The organism is Streptosporangium sandarakinum, assembly GCF_013409935.1.
Classification (GTDB): domain Bacteria; phylum Actinomycetota; class Actinomycetes; order Streptosporangiales; family Streptosporangiaceae; genus Streptosporangium; species Streptosporangium nondiastaticum.
In genome coordinates this window covers 1,497,420-1,516,604 of the sequence record NZ_JACCCO010000001.1, presented here as the reverse complement: position 1 = coordinate 1,516,604, position 19,185 = coordinate 1,497,420, and the positions used below count along the sequence as shown (strand labels likewise).

At 74.0% G+C, this 19,185-nt stretch carries 17 protein-coding genes; 9 read left to right on the top strand and 8 right to left on the bottom strand.

Features of this window, described 5'->3' with window-relative positions; all coding sequences use genetic code 11:
• The first annotated feature begins 1 nt into the window (after position 1).
• The 6 genes from miaA (at position 2) to HDA43_RS06660 (ending at position 6,566) form a co-directional block, all read left to right on the top strand.
• Entirely contained in the window at positions 2-922 is a 921-nt protein-coding gene (miaA, locus tag HDA43_RS06685) for a tRNA (adenosine(37)-N6)-dimethylallyltransferase MiaA (protein WP_179818831.1), read from the top strand.
• 110 nt (positions 923-1,032) lie between these two features.
• The gene (gene dapF, locus HDA43_RS06680; RefSeq protein WP_179818830.1) at positions 1,033-1,842 is read left to right on the top strand and encodes a diaminopimelate epimerase; all 810 of its coding nucleotides are present in this window, start codon (positions 1,033-1,035) and stop codon (positions 1,840-1,842) included.
• A 191-nt stretch (positions 1,843-2,033) separates the two neighbouring features.
• Positions 2,034-4,310 carry a tetratricopeptide repeat protein gene (locus HDA43_RS06675; RefSeq protein ID WP_179818829.1) on the top strand — a complete coding sequence of 759 codons (2,277 nt, stop codon included), beginning with the start codon at positions 2,034-2,036 and terminating at the stop codon, positions 4,308-4,310.
• Between the two features lie 152 nt (positions 4,311-4,462).
• On the top strand, positions 4,463-5,221 hold the full coding sequence (locus HDA43_RS06670; protein ID WP_179818828.1) for an SDR family NAD(P)-dependent oxidoreductase: 759 nt from the start codon (positions 4,463-4,465) through the stop codon (positions 5,219-5,221).
• Between the two features lie 155 nt (positions 5,222-5,376).
• Positions 5,377-5,739: a phosphomannose isomerase type II C-terminal cupin domain gene (locus HDA43_RS06665; protein WP_246423918.1), complete on the top strand. Its 363-nt coding sequence runs from the start codon at positions 5,377-5,379 to the stop codon at positions 5,737-5,739.
• A 149-nt stretch (positions 5,740-5,888) separates the two neighbouring features.
• Positions 5,889-6,566: an HNH endonuclease family protein gene (locus HDA43_RS06660; RefSeq protein WP_246423917.1), complete on the top strand. Its 678-nt coding sequence runs from the start codon at positions 5,889-5,891 to the stop codon at positions 6,564-6,566.
• Here the strand turns inward: HDA43_RS06660 and HDA43_RS06655 are convergent, their stop codons facing one another.
• From HDA43_RS06655 to HDA43_RS06645, 3 genes are all read right to left on the bottom strand, one after another.
• Positions 6,567-6,947, bottom strand: coding sequence for a PepSY domain-containing protein (locus HDA43_RS06655; protein WP_179818826.1), 381 nt, complete (start codon positions 6,945-6,947; stop codon positions 6,567-6,569).
• Positions 6,948-7,176: 229 nt separating this feature from the next.
• Positions 7,177-8,430 (bottom strand): sensor histidine kinase, encoded by a 1,254-nt coding sequence (locus tag HDA43_RS06650; protein WP_179818825.1) that lies wholly within the window; start codon positions 8,428-8,430, stop codon positions 7,177-7,179.
• On the bottom strand, positions 8,427-9,107 hold the full coding sequence (locus tag HDA43_RS06645) for a response regulator transcription factor (RefSeq protein ID WP_179818824.1): 681 nt from the start codon (positions 9,105-9,107) through the stop codon (positions 8,427-8,429). The genes HDA43_RS06650 and HDA43_RS06645 overlap by 4 nt, the downstream gene beginning before the upstream one ends.
• A 94-nt stretch (positions 9,108-9,201) precedes the next feature.
• Here HDA43_RS06645 and HDA43_RS06640 point away from each other — a divergent pair, with 94 nt between their 5' ends.
• Positions 9,202-9,795 carry a hypothetical protein gene (locus HDA43_RS06640; RefSeq protein WP_179818823.1) on the top strand — a complete coding sequence of 198 codons (594 nt, stop codon included), beginning with the start codon at positions 9,202-9,204 and terminating at the stop codon, positions 9,793-9,795.
• 111 nt (positions 9,796-9,906) lie between these two features.
• On the opposite strand, the gene HDA43_RS06635 is transcribed toward HDA43_RS06640, so the two are convergent.
• The 5 genes from HDA43_RS06635 to aceB are packed head-to-tail and all read right to left on the bottom strand — an operon-like array spanning position 9,907 to position 16,381.
• Positions 9,907-10,647, bottom strand: a complete 741-nt coding sequence (locus HDA43_RS06635; protein WP_179818822.1) for an IclR family transcriptional regulator — start codon at positions 10,645-10,647, stop codon at positions 9,907-9,909.
• A 29-nt stretch (positions 10,648-10,676) separates the two neighbouring features.
• Positions 10,677-11,915 (bottom strand): (Fe-S)-binding protein, encoded by a 1,239-nt coding sequence (locus HDA43_RS06630; RefSeq protein WP_179818821.1) that lies wholly within the window; start codon positions 11,913-11,915, stop codon positions 10,677-10,679.
• 1 nt (position 11,916) lies between these two features.
• Positions 11,917-13,299, bottom strand: coding sequence for an FAD-binding oxidoreductase (locus HDA43_RS06625; protein ID WP_179818820.1), 1,383 nt, complete (start codon positions 13,297-13,299; stop codon positions 11,917-11,919).
• The gene (locus HDA43_RS06620; RefSeq protein WP_218911628.1) at positions 13,299-14,756 is read right to left on the bottom strand and encodes an FAD-linked oxidase C-terminal domain-containing protein; all 1,458 of its coding nucleotides are present in this window, start codon (positions 14,754-14,756) and stop codon (positions 13,299-13,301) included. The genes HDA43_RS06625 and HDA43_RS06620 overlap by 1 nt, the downstream gene beginning before the upstream one ends.
• Positions 14,757-14,794: 38 nt before the next feature.
• Positions 14,795-16,381 carry a malate synthase A gene (gene aceB / locus HDA43_RS06615; RefSeq protein WP_179818818.1) on the bottom strand — a complete coding sequence of 529 codons (1,587 nt, stop codon included), beginning with the start codon at positions 16,379-16,381 and terminating at the stop codon, positions 14,795-14,797.
• A 233-nt stretch (positions 16,382-16,614) separates the two neighbouring features.
• On the opposite strand from aceB, the gene HDA43_RS06610 reads away from it, so the two are divergent.
• Positions 16,615-17,418, top strand: coding sequence for a DUF4097 family beta strand repeat-containing protein (locus tag HDA43_RS06610; protein WP_179818817.1), 804 nt, complete (start codon positions 16,615-16,617; stop codon positions 17,416-17,418).
• A gap of 209 nt (positions 17,419-17,627) precedes the next feature.
• The gene (gene hflX / locus HDA43_RS06605; RefSeq protein WP_246423916.1) at positions 17,628-19,085 is read left to right on the top strand and encodes a GTPase HflX; all 1,458 of its coding nucleotides are present in this window, start codon (positions 17,628-17,630) and stop codon (positions 19,083-19,085) included.
• Positions 19,086-19,185 lie beyond the last annotated feature (100 nt).

Here is a 19,185-nt window from a genome sequence, read left to right as displayed (position 1 = left end):
CGTGCGTCAGCTACCAGTCATCGCCGTCGTCGGCCCCACGGCGGCCGGAAAGTCGGATCTCGCCGTCGACCTCGCCCTCCGGCTGGGCGGTGAGGTGATCAACACCGACTCCATGCAGCTGTACCGGGGCATGGACATCGGTACGGCGAAACTGACCCCGGCGGAGCGGCGCGGGGTCCCCCACCACCTGCTCGACGTCTGGGACGTCACCGAGACCGCGAGCGTGGCCGAGTACCAGGCGATGGCCCGGCCGCTGATCGAGGAGCTGCGGGCGAAGGGGACCGTGCCGATCCTGGCGGGCGGGTCCGGGCTGTACGTGCGGGCCGCCCTCGACGACCTGGAGTTCCCCGGCACCGACCCGGAGGTCCGCGCCCGCCTGGAGGCCGAGCTGGAGCGCCTCGGCCTGGCCCCGCTGTACGAGCGGCTGCGCGAGCGCGACCCGAAGGCGGCCGGGGCGATCCTGCCGGGCAACGGCCGCAGGATCGTCCGCGCGCTGGAGGTCATCGAGATCTCCGGGCGTCCCTTCTCGGCCACGATGCCCTCCTACGACGCCGTCTACGACAGCGTGCAGATCGGCGTCGAGGTGCCGAGGGACGTGCTGGACGAGCGGGTGGCGCTGCGCGTGGAGCGCATGTGGGAGGCCGGGCTGGTGGACGAGGTGCGGTCGCTGCTGCGGCGTGGCCTGGCCGAGGGCCGTACGGCGAGCCGCGCGCTGGGCTACGCCCAGGTGCTCCGCTTCCTCGACGGCGAGTGGACCGAGGAGCAGGCGAAGGCGGAGACGATCCGGGCGACCCGCAGGTTCGTCCGGCGCCAGGAGTCGTGGTTCCGCCGCGACCCGCGGGTGGTGTGGCTCCCGCAGGAGGACCCCGCCCTGCTCGGCCGCGCGCTGGCCGTGGTGGAGGGCGCCGCGCCGGCGAGGTGACCTCCGGGGCCTGCCCGCGACCCGGCCGGGTCAGCCCGGGGACACTCGCGATCGGTCCGGGGCGGGTCCGCGATTCTCCTCCCGATCTGCGGCGTGCCTACAGTTGGGACATGCGATTCGTGAAGGGCCACGGCACCGAGAACGACTTTGTGATCCTCCCCGACCCCGACGGCGAGCTTGAGCTGTCGGCGGCGAGGGTGGCCGCGCTGTGCGACCGGCGCGCCGGGATCGGCGCCGACGGCGTGCTGCGCGTGACGCGGACGAAGCTCAGCCCGGAGGTGGCCGACCAGGCCGGCGAGGCCGAGTGGTTCATGGACTACCGCAACGCCGACGGCGGCGTCGCGGAGATGTGCGGCAACGGGACGCGTGTCTTCGCCCGCTACCTGGTCGAGTCGGGGCTGGCCGACGAGGGCGAGTTCGGCGTGGCGACCCGCGCCGGGGTCAAACGCGTACGGCTGGCCCGCGGCGGCGGCGACGTGAGCGTGGACATGGGCGCGCCCCGGGTGCTGGGGGAGAGCCGGGCGGTCGTGGGGGGCCGCGGGTACGAAGGTGTCCGCGTCGACATGGGCAACCCGCACCTGGCCTGCGTGATCGGCGACCCGGTGGCCGGACTCGACCTGACCCGGCAGCCCGCGTTCGACCCCGAGGTGTTCCCGCACGGGGTGAACGTCGAGCTGCTCAACGCGGTGGGCCCGCGCCGGGTCGTGATGCGGGTCCACGAGAGGGGTGTGGGCGAGACGCGGTCGTGCGGGACCGGCACCGTGGCCTCGGCGGTGGCGGCCGCGCGGCTGGCGGGGGAGACCACCGGCACCTGGGAGGTGGAGGTCCCCGGCGGCACCCTCACCGTCACCCTCGACGAGCACACCAGCCACCTCGCGGGACCCGCGGTGCTGGTCGCCTCGGGGGAGATCCTCATCTGACGGCGGGCCGGACGGCGGACGGGACACGACCGGGCCGGACGGGGGAGGGGGCACGACCGGATCGGCCGGAGGAGAGGGCACGACCGGGCCGGGTGGCGAAAGGGGCACGACCGGACCGGCCGGGGCATCGGACCCGGTGAGATGGTCAAGTCGTTTGGGGCATGGTCGCCGACCTGGCAGACTGACGTCCCATGGACGTGGACATCTGGTCCTGGGTCGGCGACACCCAGCGGCAACTGCACGAAGACGGGAACACCGGCCTGGCGATGGCGATCGGCGACGTGCCCGCCCAGGCACTGGAGGGCCGGTACGCGCAGCTCGACGTGCTCGCGCCGGCCATCGCCCAGCAGGCGGGAACCATGGGGCAGCCCTGGCTCGAGTTCTACGCCCGTTACTGGCACCTGGTCGGCCGGATCGGTGACCGCGCCCAGGGCGCGGTCGCCCTCGCCGACGCCGAGGCGCTGGCCGAGTTCGCCCGGCGCGAGGACGTCCGCGACTGCCCGGCGGCCCCCGGAGCCGTCATCGCGCTGGCCGTCACGCAGGCGAACACCGACGGCCCCGGCTACGCCGCCGAGCGGCTCGTGTCCCTGGGCGCCCTCGACGTCGCGCCCGCCTCCCCGGCCTTCGCCGCCGTGGCCGAGCAGCACGCCGCGGCCCTGATCGACGCCGGCCGCCCGGTGGAGGCGGTCGCCCACGCCGAGGCCGCCGTGGCGGCGCTGCGCGAGGCCGGCCGCGAGGCGAGCTGGGAGCTGGGGGCCGCCTCGGCCCGCGCGCTGCTGGCCGCCGGGCGCCCGGAGGACGCGCTGATCGCGCTGGACGCCGCGACCGACTTCAAGCCCGACGACCCGGTGGCCAAGGCGCACCGTGAGGGCGTGCTGCGGGCGTTCACGCTCGCCACGCTCGACAGGGCGCCGGAGGCCGTCGAGGCGCTGCCCGACCTCGACGTGGTGGCCGACCACCCGCGGGTGTGGCTGGAGTGGGCGCGGGCCATCCGCCTCCTCTCCGGCTCGGAGCAGATCACCAACAGCTGGCAGCTCGGCCGGGTGCTCAAGCAGTGGATCGACTACTTCGCCATGATGGGCGGCCACCGCGCCCGGGTCGACCTCGCGATCATCGCCGGTCACCTGGCCGTCGCCCGGCAGGGCGCCTGGCAGGCCCGGCTGCTCGCCGACCTCGCCGGATCCGCGGCCGGCGAGCTGCGCGAGTCCGGTGACGTCGCCGGACGGGTCGCCGAGCTGCGCGCCGCCGCCGACGCGGTCACCCCGGTCCCGGCCCCCGGCCCCGAGGCCGAATTGGTCGCCTACTTCGACGCCGCCGACGGCTTCAACGCCGACCCCGAGCGCTGGGCGGGCTGGCTGGCCCCGCTGGCCGGGCGTGACCTGGAGGCCACCCGGCGGCAGACCACCACGATGGGCTTCCTCGGCTACCCCTCCCAGGGCGCCGACACCTACTGGACCCTCCTGGTCGAGTCCGGCGACGTCGCGACGGCCGACCCGCAGGACATCGCCTACATCACCGGCCTGCTGGTCGAGGCCCGCCAGGACGAGCGGCTGGAGCAGCTGGCCGAGATGCTGCCCGCCGCGCAGCGCCACCTGGCCCTGGGCCGCCTGCACCGGGCGCGGGAGCGCTGGGAGCAGGCCGCGACCGAGGCCGAGGCGGCGGTGACCGCCGGCGCGGGCATCGAGGCGAGGCGGCTGTGGGCCGGCGCCGTGCAGCAGTCCGGCGACAACGCCAAGGGCGCCGTGATCCTGAAGGAGATCATCGACTCCGACGAGGCCGAGGCCGAGGACGTCTGGCGGATGATCACCATGGCGACGGCCGCCGAGGACTGGGAGACGGTACGGCTGGGCGCCGCCAAGGTCGGCATGCCGCTGCAGTCGGCCGAGGGGCCGATCGAGGAGGAGCTGGGCCTGGTGCGCGTCATCCTCCCCGCGCCCGACGGCAGCCAGCGGGCGGTCATCAGCCTGCGCACCGGCCCGGCCACGGCCCGGCTGGCCATCCCGCAGCCCCCCGGCATGGACTACAACGCCGGTGACCTCGTCGTCTTCGACCCGCAGCTGCTGGAGCCGATCCCGGAGAAGCCGGAGGAGCAGGAGAGCTTCATCCCGCCGTTCGCCGCGGTCAGCATGCTCCGCCCCGGCGGCTACACGAGCTGGTTCTTCGACGGCGCGGCCCCGAGCGAGGCCGACTGGGCCGAGTTCAACGAGGTCCTGGCCGAGCGCGGCTGGCCGATGTGGGTCTACAGCGACGAGAACTACACCGTGACCAACCCGGCCAACGGCGAGCGGGTCCCCGGGGTGTTCGGCTGGATCGCGGTGCCGCCGAACGTGACCCCGGTCGAGGTGGACGCCCTGCTCGACGACGCCACCGAGCGCTGGGTCCACCCGCTGGCCTGGCTCGACCTGGCCAGGTCGATCGGCGTCGAGGTGGAGCGGCACGAGCGCATCGTCAAGGAGTACGGCCTGTAGGAGGCCGAAGCCGCGCAGGGCCGCAGTCCCGGCCGGAACCGCCGGCCCGGAGCGCCGCGCATCGACCGCCCGTGAGGGAAGCCCCCTCACGGGCGGTCGGCGTTCACCTCTAGAATCTCGTTCGGTAATTTCCGCGAACGGGGAGGAACCGGATGCTGGACCGATTCCGGCTGGACGGCAAGGTAGCGATCGTCACCGGTGCCTCCTCGGGGCTGGGCGTGGCGTTCGCCCGCGGTCTGGCCGAGGCGGGCGCGGACGTCGTGATCGGCGCGCGACGCAGGGAGCGCCTGGATGAGACCCGCGCGCTGGTCGAGGAGACCGGCAGGCGGTGCGTCGCCGTACAGACCGACGTGACCAGCCCCGACGACTGCCGGAGGCTGGTGGAGACCGCCGTCGCCGAGCTGGGCGCGGTGGACGTCCTGATCAACAACGCGGGCGTCGGCACGGCGGTGCCGGCCCTCAGGGAGACCCCCGAGCAGTTCCGCCGGGTCGTGGACGTCAACCTGCACGGCACCTACTGGATGGCACAGGCCTGCGCCCAGGTCATGCGTCCCGGCTCCTCGATCGTCAACGTCGGCAGCATCCTGGGGGAGACGACGGCCGGGCTGCCGCAGGCGGCCTACAGCGCGTCCAAGGCGGGCGTCATCGGCCTCACCCGGGACCTGGCCCAGCAGTGGACGGGCCGCCGGGGCATCCGGGTGAACTGCCTGGAGCCGGGGTTCTTCGCCTCGGAGATGACCGAGCAGTACGCCCCGGAGTACATGGCCCGGCAGCTGGAGACGCGGGTGCTGATGGGCCGCGCGGGCGATCCGGCCGAGCTCGTCGCCGCCGCGGTCTTCCTCGCCTCCGACGCCGGCTCCTACGTGACCGGCGCGGTGATCCCGGTGGACGGCGGGATCCTCGTCACCTGATCGGCTCGTCACCTGGCCGGTCAGGTGACCGGGGCGTCACCTGGCCGGGGCGAGCCGCCCGTTCACGCGGAACATGTGCGTTCGTCATGAAGGCATGCGAGAGTGCCTCTTACCCGAGTCACCTGACAGGCTCGGGGGGAGTGAATGGAGGAGACTTGCAGCAGATCGACCGGCTCGGCGCGGTTATCCGGGATGAGCGTCCCTGGGGCGGTTTCGAGCGGTACACGCTCAACGAGGAATCCACGGTGAAGATCATCGAAGTGGCGCCGGGGCAGCGGCTCAGCCTGCAGCGGCACGAGCACCGCGACGAGCTCTGGGTCGCCATCGACCCCGGCGCGGTGTTCGAGATCGACGGCGAGCGGATCGAGCCGGCCGTCGGTGACCGGGTGCTGATCCGGGCGGGCCAGACCCACCGTCTCAGCTCCTCGGGACCGGCCACCCGGATCCTGGAGATCGCCTTCGGCCACTTCGACGAGGACGACATCGAGCGGCTGGAGGACTCCTACGGCCGGGCCTGAGCCGTCGGAAGGACCAGGGGACGAAATATGGCGAAGTAGGAGATGTCCTCCCGCTTCGGGCTCACCGCAGCGTTGAGGTTTTGGTGGCCGCCTGTCGGGGGTGGGGTACTTTGCCACTTCATGGGTAACGAAGCGGTGTGAGAGGTGGCATGATGCGATCGGCGCTGGGACGGAGCGCGGTCGCCGCGGCGATGGCGTTCACGCTGGCCGGCTGCGGCGGTCTGACCGGGGCCGCCCCCGGCGACGGGCAGGGCGCGGCCGGTGGGGGGTCCGCGGCCCAGGCGCTCAAGGATCTCGACAGGCTGCAGGTCAAGGGCCGGGCCCCGCTGACCGGCTTCGACCGCGAGGAGTTCGGGCCCGCATGGTCGGACGTCGACCACAACGGCTGCGACACCCGCAACGACATCCTCAAGCGCGACCTGAAGGACGAGAGGTTCAAGTCCGGAACCCACGACTGCATCGTGGTGAGCGGTGTCCTGGACGACCCCTACAGCGGTAAGACGATCAATTTCGAGCGCGGCCAGAAGACCAGTTCGGCGGTGCAGATCGACCACGTGGTCGCCCTCGCCGACGCCTGGCAGAAGGGCGCCCGGCAGTGGCCGGAGAGCAAGCGCAAGGAGCTGGCCAACGACCCGCTGAACCTGCTGGCCGTGGACGGCCCGCTGAACAGCCAGAAGGGCGCGGGCGACGCGGCGACCTGGTTGCCGCCGCGCCGCGCCTACCGGTGCCCCTACGTCTCCCGTCAGATCCAGGTGAAGGTCAAGTACGACCTGTGGGTGACGGCCGCGGAGAAGGACGCCATGCGGACCGTCCTGAAGTCCTGCTGATCAGTCGTCCAGCTTCCGCTTGACCCGGGTGACCTTCCCGGTGGCGGCCGACACGTGGACCTCGTACTCCCAGCGGCCCTTACGCAGCTCGACCTTCCAGACCCGGCGGCCGTGCTCCCACTCCCGCTCGACCTCGGTCACCCGGGCGCCGGGCACCCGCTTCCGGGCGATCCGTACGGCCTCGCGGTAGGAGATGCCCGCGGTGGTGACGGTCGCCGCGGCGGGCACCGCCACGGTGGTGGCCGTCGCGGCGACGGAGGAGAGGGGGGCGCCGGCCGCGGGCCGGGCGGCGGCGAGGACGGTCCCGCCCTCGCCGAACAGGAGGGCTGCGGTGGTCGCGGTGGCGGCGGTCGCGAGGGCGACCTTGGTGATCTGTCTCATGTGCCCAGGTTCGCCGCGATCACGATAGCGCCGCGTTAAGCCCGCCCTAAAACAAGCCGCGCTCTTTCCCGGGGCGCCACCGGCCCCGAAAGACGTCACGCCTTCGCCGTACACCACCCGCCGGAACGTCATGCCCGCCGGATCGCCGCCCTCCGGACGCGCCGCGCCGTCCCCGGGACGCGGCCATGCCGTGCAGACGTGTGCGGACCCGTGCGGACCCGTGCGGACTCTACGCCCCGCCCAGCAGGAGGGTGACGCTCGCGCCGCCCGTAGCGGAGGCGCCCAGGGACAGCGAGCCGCCCGACGACTCGGCCGTGCGGCGGGCGATGTCGAGGCCGAGACCGGTCGATCCGGCGCCGCTCCTGCCGCGTTCCGGCGGCGCGGCGATGCCGAAGCCGGGCCCGTCGTCGGACACGGTCAGCAGCGCGCCGCCGTCCGCCGCCGCCAGCCGTACGGCGAGGCCCGCCCCCTCGGGGGTGTGCGCGAACACGTTGCCCAGCAGCGCGTCCACGCACGCGGCCAGTTCGTCGGCGGGAACCGCGACGGGGAGCGGCCCCGGGGCCAGGTCGAGGTCGAGCCGGCGGCCCTGGTCCTCGGCCAGCACCGACCAGAACGCGACCCGGGCCGAGACGACCGCCGCCGCGTCGCAGCCGGTCCGGTCCCGCGTCCGCCGCCTGGCCTCGACGATCACCGAGGTGACGGCCCGCTCCAGGGCGTCCACCCGGGCCTCGATCCGGGCCGCCTCGCCGGGGTCGGCCAGCGACTCCGCCTCCAGCCGCAGCCCGGTCAGCGGGGTGCGCAGCCGGTGGGACAGGTCGGCCGCGTTCTCCCGCTCCTCGGCGAGCAGGCCGGTGATGCGCTCGGCGAGGTGGTTCAGCGCGAGGCCGACCGCCCGGACCTCCGGCGGGCCACCGGGCGCGGTCCTGGCCGCCAGATCACCGCGGGCCAGCCGGTGCGACACCCCGGCCAGGGCCGAGACCGGCCCGGTCACCGCGCGGGCCAGCCGGTCGGCGACCAGGACGCCGAGCCCGGCCAGGGCCACGCCGAGGGCCGCCAGCCCGGCCCACACCCGCGCCACGCCCTCGGTCAGGTCGGCGTCGCTCAGGTGGACCCGCACCACGGCCGTGCCGCCCGGCACGCCCTGGACGGCGACCAGGACCTCCCGCCCGCCCGGCACCGCGGCCGTGACGCTGCGGCCCCGGGCGGCCAGCTCGACGGCGGGGGAGCGCCGGCCGGGGGCGCCGACGACCCGCCCGTCCGGGAAGAAGACCGTCACCGGGTGCGCCGCCCGCTCGGTGCCGAGCCGCAGCGTCTCGACGTCCACCGAGCCGACCGTCACGGCCACCGAGTCGGCCTCGCTCTCGGCGGCGCTCATCGCCCGGCCCTCGGCCGCCGTGCGGACCAGCAGCGCGAGCGGGACGAGCAGGGCGATCAGGACGAGGGAGGTGGTCGCCGCGACCAGCAGGGCCAGCCAGCGCCTCATGCCGGGGCGGCCAGCCGTACGCCGACGCCGCGCACGGTGTGCAGGTACCGGGGGGCCGCGGAGGTCTCGCCCAGCTTGCGGCGGAGCCAGGAGAGGTGGACGTCCACCGTCTTGTCGGCGCCGCCGTAGGGGACCTGCCAGACGTGGGTGAGCAGCTCCCGCTTGGTGATCACCTCGCCGGGCCGGGAGGCCAGGTAGTGGAGCAGGTCGAACTCCTTGGGGCTGAGGTCCAGCGGCGCGCCGTCCAGGCTCGCCTCCCTGGTGCGGGCGTCCACCCGCAAGGCCCCGACGGTCACCGCGCCGTCGGCGCGGCCGGCGCCGGCGCGCCGGAGCACCGCGCGGATCCGGGCGTCGAGCTGTGCGGCGGTGAACGGCTTCACCACGTAGTCGTCGGCTCCGGCGTCGAGCAGCCGGACCATCTCCGCCTCGCCGTCCCGGGCGGTCGCCACGATCACCGGGATCCGGCTGACCGCCCGGAGCATGCGCAGCAGGTCGAGGCCGTCGAGGTCGGGCAGACCCAGATCGAGCACGACCAGGTCGGGACGCTCCTCGACGGCCAGCCGGAGACCGTCGAGGGCGGCGGCGGCCGACGCCACCGCGTGGCCCCGGTCGCGCAGGGCGCGGGTGAGCGAGGCGCGGATCACGGCGTCGTCTTCGATGAGCAGCACATTGGACATTTGCCGCAACGGTAGCCCGGTTGTGACCCTCGGCATAAGCACGTTATCGACGTCTTAACCACGCCTTAGCCATCGCGCTGGGAGAGTGGGACCCGTGAGCAGGCGCATTCCCCTCGCCGCCGCCGCGGGCTGGCTGATCACCGCCGCCATCGCGACCGGGGCGGGCGTCACGGTGATCGGTGTCCTCGGCGAGCCGCTGGCCGACTCCGCCGGTCGTCCATTGTCCGCGCGGGAGGTCCGCGAGGCTCTCGCCCGCGCGACCCCGGCCGCGGACGTCACCGCCGCGGGCCCGACCGCCGCGGGGCCGGCGTCCACCGGCGCGACCGAGGCGTCCGCGGACGCCCCCGCCGAAGACCCCGCCGCCCCGACCGCCACCGGGCCGTCAGCCACCCCCACGGCCGTCTCCGTGACCCCCGCGACCCCCGCGCCCACCGCGCCCACCGCCGCCGGGTCGCCGCCCGGCCACAGCCGGCTGATCGCCACGGCGGGCGGAAACGTGATCGCCCGCTGCGACGGGGGACTGGTGACCCTGCGGTCGTGGAGCCCGGCGCAGGGCTTCCACGTCGACAAGGTGGACCGGGGGCCGGACCGCCGGGCCCGCGTCGAGTTCGAGTCGGAGTCCGGCGAGGTGAAGGTCGAGGTCCGCTGCTCGGCCACGGACACCCCCGTGCACACCCTCGACGACTGATCCCGCGGCCGCCCCGGTCGCGGGGTACCCGCCAGGACCCGGTCCTCCCCACCGCCCGGACACGCGGACCCGGCCGCCCGCGTTCCCGCGAATCCGGCGCGGACCCGGCGGTCAGAAGCCGAGTTCGGTGCGGAACGCCTCGGCGATCTCCCTCATGCCCCCGGCCAGCTCCTCCCGGTCGAGGGCGTCGATCCGCTCGGCCGGGCCGGACACCGACATCGCGGCCACCACCCGCGAGCCGTCCCGCACCCCGACGGCCAGGCAGTGCACGCCCAGCTCCTCCTCGCCCAGGTCCGTCGCGTAACCGCGCCCGCGTACCCGCTCCAGCTCCGCGAGCATGCCGGGCAGGTCGGTGATCGTGTTGGCGGTCCGCCGCGGCATGCCGGTCCGCTCCACGATGGAGGCCACCTCGGTGTCCGGCCGCGCGGCCATCAGGACCTTGCCCACGGCCGTGCTGTGCGGCAGCACCCGCCTGCCGACCTCGGCGAACATCCGCAGCCGCCGCGGAGAGGGCACCTGGGCGACGTAGACCACGAAGTCGCCCTCCAGCACCGCGAGGTTGGCCGTCTCGCCGGACAGCTCGACCAGCTTCGCCAGGTACGGCTGCGCCCAGGTGCCGACCATGCGCTCGGCCACCCCGCTGAGCCGCAGCAGCGCGCCGCCCAGCGCGTACCGCCGGCCCTCGTCCTGACGCACGTACCCGCGGTCGACCAGCGCGCGCAGCAGCCGGTGGATCGTCCCGTACGGCAGGCCCGTCCCGGCGGCGATCTCCGACAGCGTGGCCTCGCCGCCCCGCTCGGCCAGCGCCTCCAGCACGTCCAGTGCCCGGTCGACCGACTGCACGCCGCTCATGCGATTCCCCTGTCCGATCCGTCCTACGCTCACGGCACCTTCGCCAGGCCCCGCAGGGAGGCGTCCAGGACCTGCGCGGTGTGCGCGACCGGCAGCTCCGGGCCGCCCCGGCGGCGCAGGGCCGCGGTGATCTGCATGGTGCAGCCCGGGTTGGCCGAGACCAGCAGGTCGGCCCCGGTGGCCAGCACCCGTTCGGCCTTGCGGTCGCCCAGCTCACGCGCCGCCTCGGGCTGCAGCAGGTTGTAGGTGCCCGCCGAACCGCAGCACACGGCCGCCTCGGCGACCTCCCGCACCGTGAGGCCCGGGATGGCGGCCAGCAGCGCGCGCGGCTCCGACCGTATCCCCTGGGCGTGCGCCAGGTGGCAGGCGTCATGGTAGGCCACCGAGAGCCGCAGCGGGTGCCGGGGGGCCACCGGGCCGAGGGCGGCCAGATACTCGGCCAGGTCGGCGGTCCGGATCGCGCGGGCCCGCTCGGCCCACTCGCCGCCGAGGATCTCGGCGTACTGCTTCATGGTCGATCCGCAGCCCGCCGCGTTGACCACCACCGTGTCCACGCCGGCCCGCTCGAAGGCGGCGATCGTCCGGCGGGCGAGGCGTACGGCCTGCTCCTCGCGCCCCGCGTGCAGCGACAGCGCCCCGCAGCACCCCTGCGACGGCGGGATGACCACGTCGCAGCCCTCCATCGCGAGCACCCGGGCGGTGGCCGCGTTCACCTGGGGGAAGAACTCGCCCTGCACGCATCCGGTGAGCATCCCGACCGTGGCCCTGCGCCGGCCGACGGCCCTGACCCGGCGCGGCAGCCGTACCCGGGCCGGCACGTCGGGGGCGAGACCGGCCATGGCCGCCAGGGACGGGTTGATCCGCTCCAGCCGCGGCGCGATCCGGCGGCGCGCCCCCGCGGACAGGCGCAGCGGCAGCCGCAGCGCCCGCAGCCGCCGGGGGTAGGGGAAGAGCTGAAAGACGATCTCCCGCAGCGCCCGGTCGGCGGGCTCCCTGACGTGCTCGCGCTCCACCACGGCACGGGTCTGCTCGATGAGCCGGTCGTAGCGCACCCCGGAGGGGCAGGCGGTCACGCAGGCCATGCAGCCCAGGCACGCGTCGAAGTGCCCGGCCATCTCCGGGGTCAGCGGGGTGCCGCCGACGTGCTGGCCCATCAGGTGGATCCGGCCGCGGGGGGAGTCCATCTCCTCGCCCCACAGCACGTACGTCGGGCAGGTCGGCAGGCAGAACCCGCAGTGCACGCAGTCGGCGATCAGCTCGGGGTCCATGTCATATCCCTCCAGGGAGGCGGCCGGGGGACATCCTGCGGTCGGGGTCGAGGCGCTCCCTGACCCGCCGCATCAGCGGCAGCGCGCTCACCGGCCCCCAGGGGTCGACGGCGGTCATCAGCGCGGGCGGCGCGGCGACGACGGTCAGTCTGCCGCCGAGGCCGGTCAGGCCGTCCCGGACGGACGTCACGAACCCCGCGAACTCCGGCGGCGCGACGCCGGAGGGCAGCCCGGCACGCAGAACGCCCGACGCGACCGACCCGCGCACCCGGGCGGGCAGGACGCCGGCCGCCACCGCCCGCAGCGCGCCGCCGGCCCGGCCGGGCGGGAACCGCAGCTCCAGCAGCGTCTCCTCGCCGGGCGGGACCCCCCACCACGCGGGCGCCTCATCGGTGACCCGCGCCGGACAGTGTCCGTCCAGCAGGTCCCGTACGGCGCGCGCCCGCTCCTCGGCCGCGGTCCCCTCGACCAGGACGGCGAGCGAGGGCTCCCGGCCGGGGCCGGGCAGGTCGGCCTCGATCGCGCTCGGCTCGGCGGGGGAGGCGGCCAGCAGCCCGGCCAGCGCGTCCAGCGCGCCCCCCGACGAACCGGACGACGAACCGGACGACCAATCGGACGCGGGCGGCTCCGCGACGACCCAGCGGCGGACGGGCGGCACGGGGTTGAGGCGGAAGACCGCCTCGGTGATGACGCCGAGCGTGCCGTGGGAGCCGGTGAACAGCTTGCCCAGGTCGTATCCGGCGACGTTCTTGACGACCTTGCCGCCCGACCTGGCGACCGTGCCGTCGGCCAGCACGACGGTGACGCCGATCAGCAGGTCGCGGGCGGTGCCGTAGCGGAACCGCAGCGGGCCCGCCTCGGCGGTGGCGAGCGTGCCGCCGACCGTGGCGCCGCCGTCGGGGACGTCGAGGCAGAGCCGCTGTCCCCGTTCGGCGAGGACGGCCGCCAGCGTCCCCATGGTCGTGCCCGCCATGACCCGGACGATCAGGTCGCCCGCGGCGTGTTCCGGCACCCCGTCGAGGCGGCCGGTGCCGACCACCAGGTCGCAGCGCTCGGGCGGCAGGCCACGGTGCGGTTTGGTGCCGCCGCCCACCGGGACCACGGCGAGGTCGTGCGCGGCCGCGTGGCGCAGCAGCGCGGCGACCTCACCGGTGCTCTCCGGCAGCGCCACCCAGCGGGGCCGGACGCCGGACACGGCGTCACCGGGCCCGGCCTCCCGGACCGCGACCCCCGTCCCGTATGGCGCCGCGGCCTCGCGCGCGGCCGTCCCCGCCGCCCGGTCCGGGCCCGTCCCGGGCTCGGGGACGGTCCGTCCGGCCGTCCGATACGGCGCCGCCCCGTGCGGCGCGGTCTCCCGTGGCGTGTCCTCGCGCCGGCCGTCCATCAGAACTGCTCCGCCCGTCCTGACTCGACCAGCGGGTGCGCGCCCCTGCGGACCCCGGGGACCTCGCCGCACAGGCGGGGGGTGGGGAAGATCTTGCCGGGATTCGACAGGCTCCGGGGGTCGAAGGCGCAGCGCACCCGCTGCATGGTGTCGAGATCATCTTCTGAGAACATCTTCGGCATATATCGGGATTTGTCCACGCCGACGCCGTGCTCGCCGGTGATGGACCCGCCGTGCTCCACGCACAGGTCGAGGATCCGCCCCGAGACCAGCGCGGCCCGCTCGGCCTCCCCCGGCCGGGCGTCGTCGAACAGCACCAGCGGGTGCAGGTTGCCGTCCCCGGCGTGGAAGACGTTGGCCACCCGGATGCCGTGCTCCCGCGACAGCCGGTCGATGCTCGCCAGCACCCCGGGCAGCGCGGTCCGGGGCACCACCCCGTCCTGCACGATGTAGGCGGGGCTGATCCGGCCCACCGCGGCGAAGGCGGACCTGCGGCCCTTCCAGATCGCGGCGCGCTCCTCCGGACCGTCGGCGGTCCGCAGCTCGAACGCGCCGGTCTCCCGGCAGATCCGGGTCACCTCCTCGTACTGGCGGGCCACCTCCGCGGCGGGCCCGTCGAGCTCGACGATGAGCACCGCCCCGGCGCCCTCGGGGTAGGCGCAGGCCACCGCGGCCTCGGCCGCCTCGATCGCCAGGGCGTCCATCATCTCGATGGCGGCCGGCACGATGCCGCCGCCGATGATCGCCGACACCGCCCGGCCGCCCCGTTCGATGCCGTCGAAGGCGGCCAGCAGCGTCGTCACGGCCTCCGGCGCCCGGGTCAGCCGTACGGTGATCTTGGTGGCGATGCCGAGCGTGCCCTCCGAGCCGACGAACACCCCCAGCAGGTCGTAGCCGGGGTCGTCGTCCGACAGCTCGACGATCTCGCCGTCGGGGGTGACGACCTCCAGGCCGAGCACGTGGTTGACCGTGAAGCCGTACTTCAGGCAGTGCGCGCCGCCGGAGTTCTCCGCCACGTTGCCGCCGATCGAGCAGACCTGCTGACTGGAGGGGTCGGGCGCGTAGTAGTAGCCCAGGTCGCGCACGGCCTCGGTGATCGCGAGGTTGGTGACCCCCGGCTCCACCACGGCCCGCCGGGCGGCCATATCGACCGACAGGACACGCCGCATCCTGGAGGTGACGATCAGCACCCCGTCGGTGCGGGGCAGCGCCCCGCCCGACAGGCCCGTTCCGGCGCCCCTGGCCACGAACGGCACACCGTGGGCGCCGCAGAGCCGTACCACGGCCGCGACCTGCTCGGTCGTCTCCGGCAGCACGACGACGCCGGGGACGGCCCGGTGGTGGGTCAGCCCGTCGCACTCGTAGGTGCGCAGCCGTACCGGATCGGTGATCACCGATCCGCGGCCGAGGGCCTCCTCCAGCCGCCGGGTCAGCTCCGCGAGCGGCTCCGCCGCCATCGCCCCTCCTTCCATGCGCCCCGCGCGGTCACACCGCCTCAGGGCATCCGCGCGTAGGCGGGCAGGGTCAGGAACTCGGCGAAGTCGTCGTCCAGGGCGACCTCCTTGAACAGGGCGGTGGCCTGGGCGTAACGGGCCTCGTCGTAGCCCGGCTCCGTCCTGATCCCGTCGAGCTCCTCGTCGATGATCCGCTCGACGAGCTCCCTGGTGACCACGGCCCCGGTGTCGGCCAGTTCGATGTCGTTGTGGATCCACTGCCAGATCTGCGACCGGGAGATCTCCGCCGTGGCGGCGTCCTCCATCAGGTTGTGGATCGCCACCGCGCCCTGCCCGCCCATCCAGGCCGCCAGGTAGCGCAGCGCCACGTCCACGTTGTTGCGCAGCCCGGCCTCGGTGATCTCACCCGGCGTCTTGGAGACCGCCAGCAGGTCCTCGGCCGTCACCCGGACGTCCTCGCGCAGCCGGTCGAGCTGGTTGGGACGGTCGCCGAGCACGCCGTCGAACACCTCGCGGCAGATCGGCACCAGGTCGGGGTGGGCCACCCAGGACCCGTCGAAGCCGTCGCCCGACTCGCGGGTCTTGTCGGCCCGGACCTTCTCCAGCGCGACCCGGTTCACCTCGGGGTCCCGGCGGGAGGGGATGAAGGCCGCCATGCCGCCGATCGCGTGCGCGCCGCGCTTGTGGCAGGTGCGGACCAGCAGCTCGGTGTAGGCGCGCATGAACGGCGCGGTCATGGTCACCGCGTTCCGCTCGGGCAGCAGGAACTCCCGGCCCCGGGTGCGGAACTTCTTGATCACGCTGAACAGGTAGTCCCAGCGGCCCGCGTTGAGGCCGGCGGAGTGCTCGCGCAGCTCGTAGAGGATCTCCTCCATCTCGAACGCCGCGGGGTAGGTCTCGATGAGGACGGTCGCGCGGATCGTGCCGCGCGGGACGCCGAGCAGCTCCTGGGCCCGGACGAAGACGTCGTTCCAGAGGCGGGCCTCCAGGTGCGACTCCATCTTCGGCAGGTAGAAGTAGGGGCCCCTGCCCTTGTCGATCTGCCGCCGGGCGCAGTGGAAGAAGTAGAGACCGAAGTCGACGAGCGAGCCGGAGGCCGGGGACCCGTCGACGACGACGTGCTTCTCGTCCAGGTGCCAGCCGCGCGGGCGGACCACGATGGTGGCCAGCTCCTCGTCCGGCCCGAGCGCGTAGCTCTTGCCGCCGGAGGAGAAGTCGATGGCCCGGTCCAGCGCGTCACGCAGGTTGAGCTGGCCGCTGACGGTGTTCTCCCAGGTGGGGGCGTTGGCGTCTTCGAAGTCGGCCAGCCACACCTTCGCCCCGGAGTTCAGCGCGTTGATCGTCATCTTCCGGTCCACCGGACCGGTGATCTCCACGCGGCGGTCCACCAGGCCGGGCGCGGGCGGGGCGACCGTCCACTCCGACTCGCGCACGTGCGCGGTCTCGGGCAGGAAGTCCAGGGTGCCGCCCGCCGACAGCTCCGCCTGCCGCTCCTGGCGGGCGCGCAGCAGGTCGAGGCGGCGGGGGCCGAACTCGCGCTGGAGGGCGGCCACGAAGGCCAGCGCCTCCGGCGTGAGGATCTCGTCGAACCTGTCCAGCACGGGGCCGGTGATCTCAACGCCGTCCATGCGCTTCCTTTCCGTATAGCGGAAAAATAATTCTGGGATGTGGAATAGACGCTACTGGGCGGGTCCCGGCCGGTCAATGGTGGGGTGTTCCTCAGGGTGCGCTCGGGGGAGTCCCGGATGCCCCCGGCCGCCGGGCCGTGTGAGAGTTGTCCTCGCCTCCCCGCGGCGGGGAGCGGCCGAGGCACGGGACGGGCGGAGACCCCCCGGCCGAGGCGTGCCGAGGAAAGGGACCCATGAAGAAGAACCTGGTCGTCGCCGGGGCGCTCCTGGGCGCCGTCGCCCTGCTCTCCGGCTGCGGGGTCGGCATCGGCTTCGGCCCGTCCGAGCAGGACGTCGTCTCCTACGACGTCACCGGTTCCCTGAAGGCCCTGGACGTCGCCACGGACTCGGGGGACATCGTGGTCGGCGCCTCGGACCGGCAGGGCGTCCACGTCACCGAGACGCTCCGCTGGCGCGGCAAGAGGCGGCCCGAGACCGAGCACCCGGTCCAGGGCGGCACGCTCACCCTGCGCCAGAAGTGCGCCGGCAGCTGCGAAATCCACTACAAGGTCGAGATCCCGCAGGGGCTGAACGTCGCGGCCGACACCGAGTCGGGCACCATCACCCTGCGCGGCCTGAAGGGGGCGAAGGCGACCGCGAGGACCGGCTCCGGTGACATCGACGCCGGCTCCTCGGAGGTCGGGGAGCTCACCGCCGAGACCGGCTCGGGCACCATCACCCTGCGGAGCCTGAAGAGCGAGGACGTGCGGGCCGAGACCGGCTCCGGCGACATCACCGCCCGCTCCCTGACCGCCCGGCGGCTCACCGCCGAGGCAGGATCGGGGACGGTCGAGGCGGCGTTCGTCATCGCGCCGGACCAGGTCGCCGCCGTATCCGACTCGGGCGACGTCACCCTGCGGCTGCCGCGGAACACCTACGCGCTGACCCTCGACACCGGCTCCGGCGACAAGACCGTCCAGGTCGGGAACGACCCGGCCTCCCCCAGGAAGGTCAAGGCGCGCTCCGGCTCGGGGAACATCGGCGTGCTGCCCTCCTGAACCTCCCCTCCCGAACGGCCCGACCCGCGTACGGTGGGCGGCGGGCGGCGCGGGTCCCGGTCCGGCGGCGGCGGAACGGCCGGGACGCGCTGCGGGTCCTTACCGCGAAACAGCCGATAACCGGGTGAGAATGGCGGTGCCCGCGTGGCACCATCGAGGGAAGATACCCGGAGGGTTCAGGCGTTGTTCTCTGTGAGATGAGGACGCGTATGAACCATGCATCTGAATGGAGCAACGACATAGACACTCGTGAGCCGCTGGACATCGACCTGTTCGACGAGCCGATCGACACCGGTGAGCTTGACCTGGCGGACCGCCAGGCACTGCGCCGGGTCGTGGGACTCTCCACCGAGCTTGAGGACATCACCGAGGTCGAATACCGCCGGCTGCGACTCGAGCGGGTCGTCCTGGTCGGTGTCTGGACCTCCGGCACGGCGGTGGACGCCGAGAACTCACTCCTGGAGCTGAAGCTGCTCGCCGAGACCGCGGGTTCCGAGGTGCTGGAAGGTCTGATCCAGCGCCGTCAGAAGCCCGACACGGCGACCTACATCGGCTCGGGGAAGGCGCAGGAGCTCGCCGACGTCGTCTCGGTCACCGGCGCCGACACCGTCATCTGCGACGGTGAGTTGAGCCCCGGCCAGCTCCGCCAGCTCGAAGACGTCGTCAAGGTCAAGGTCATCGACCGGACCATGCTGATCCTGGACATCTTCGCCCAGCACGCCAAGAGCCGCGAGGGCAAGGCCCAGGTCGAGCTGGCCCAGCTCAACTACCTGCTGCCGCGGCTGCGCGGCTGGGGTGGCAACCTGTCCCGTCAGGTCGGCGGGCGGGCCGCGGGCGGCGTCGGCATCGGCGGCCGCGGCCCCGGTGAGACGAAGATCGAGCTGGACCGCCGCCGGATCCGCGAGCGGATGGCCAAGCTGCGCCGGCAGATCGCCGAGATGACCACCGCGCGGGAGACCAAGCGGGCACGCCGAGTGCAGCGCGAGGTCCCCGCCGTGGCCATCGCCGGTTACACCAACGCCGGCAAGTCGTCCCTGCTGAACCGGCTGACCGGTGCCGGCGTGCTGGTCGAGGACGCGCTGTTCGCCACGCTGGACCCGACCGTCCGCCGGGCGCACACCCCCGACGGCCGCCTGTTCACGCTGGCCGACACCGTCGGGTTCGTCCGGCACCTGCCGCACCAGCTCGTCGAGGCGTTCCGTTCCACGCTGGAGGAGGTCGGCGACGCCGACCTGATCCTGCACGTGGTGGACGGCTCGCACCCCGACCCGGAGTCCCAGCTCGCCGCCGTGCGATCCGTGCTCTCCGACATCGAGGGCGCGCTGGACATCCCGGAGATCGTGGTCGTCAACAAGGCCGACGTCGCCGACCCGGTGGTGCTGGCCCAGCTGACCGCGCGGGAGAAGCACACCGTCGTGGTCTCGGCCCGCACCGGCGCCGGGATCGACGAGCTGATGGCCGTCATCGAGCGCGAGCTGCCCCGCTTCGACCAGGAGGTCAGGATGCTGGTGCCGTACCAGCGCGGTGACCTGATCTCCCGGGCCCACGCCGAGGGCGAGGTCATCGACGTGGAGCACACCGAGGACGGCACGATCCTGCACGCCAGGGTCATGCCCAGCCTCTTCGCGGAGCTGGAGCGGACCGCCAAGCCGGTCGAGACCGTCTGATCCGCCGTCCCCTCGGGGCCGGTCCGCGTCGCCGGGCCGGCCCCGAGCCGTGTCCGAGGTCCTCGGGCGGCCTTCGTCCCGAGCCGGGCCCGCGAGGCGC

Coding starts and splice junctions, on each gene's coding strand:
- dapF (WP_179818830.1), top strand. CDS start 1,033: ATGCGATTCGTGAAGGGCCACGGCACCGAGAACGACTTTGTGATCCTC.
- HDA43_RS06675 (WP_179818829.1), top strand. CDS start 2,034: ATGGACGTGGACATCTGGTCCTGGGTCGGCGACACCCAGCGGCAACTG.
- HDA43_RS06670 (WP_179818828.1), top strand. CDS start 4,463: ATGCTGGACCGATTCCGGCTGGACGGCAAGGTAGCGATCGTCACCGGT.
- HDA43_RS06660 (WP_246423917.1), top strand. CDS start 5,889: ATGATGCGATCGGCGCTGGGACGGAGCGCGGTCGCCGCGGCGATGGCG.
- HDA43_RS06655 (WP_179818826.1), bottom strand. CDS start 6,947: ATGAGACAGATCACCAAGGTCGCCCTCGCGACCGCCGCCACCGCGACC.
- HDA43_RS06650 (WP_179818825.1), bottom strand. CDS start 8,430: ATGAGGCGCTGGCTGGCCCTGCTGGTCGCGGCGACCACCTCCCTCGTC.
- HDA43_RS06645 (WP_179818824.1), bottom strand. CDS start 9,107: ATGTCCAATGTGCTGCTCATCGAAGACGACGCCGTGATCCGCGCCTCG.
- HDA43_RS06635 (WP_179818822.1), bottom strand. CDS start 10,647: ATGAGCGGCGTGCAGTCGGTCGACCGGGCACTGGACGTGCTGGAGGCG.
- HDA43_RS06630 (WP_179818821.1), bottom strand. CDS start 11,915: ATGGACCCCGAGCTGATCGCCGACTGCGTGCACTGCGGGTTCTGCCTG.
- HDA43_RS06625 (WP_179818820.1), bottom strand. CDS start 13,299: ATGGACGGCCGGCGCGAGGACACGCCACGGGAGACCGCGCCGCACGGG.
- HDA43_RS06620 (WP_218911628.1), bottom strand. CDS start 14,756: ATGGCGGCGGAGCCGCTCGCGGAGCTGACCCGGCGGCTGGAGGAGGCC.
- aceB (WP_179818818.1), bottom strand. CDS start 16,381: ATGGACGGCGTTGAGATCACCGGCCCCGTGCTGGACAGGTTCGACGAG.
- HDA43_RS06610 (WP_179818817.1), top strand. CDS start 16,615: ATGAAGAAGAACCTGGTCGTCGCCGGGGCGCTCCTGGGCGCCGTCGCC.
- hflX (WP_246423916.1), top strand. CDS start 17,628: ATGAACCATGCATCTGAATGGAGCAACGACATAGACACTCGTGAGCCG.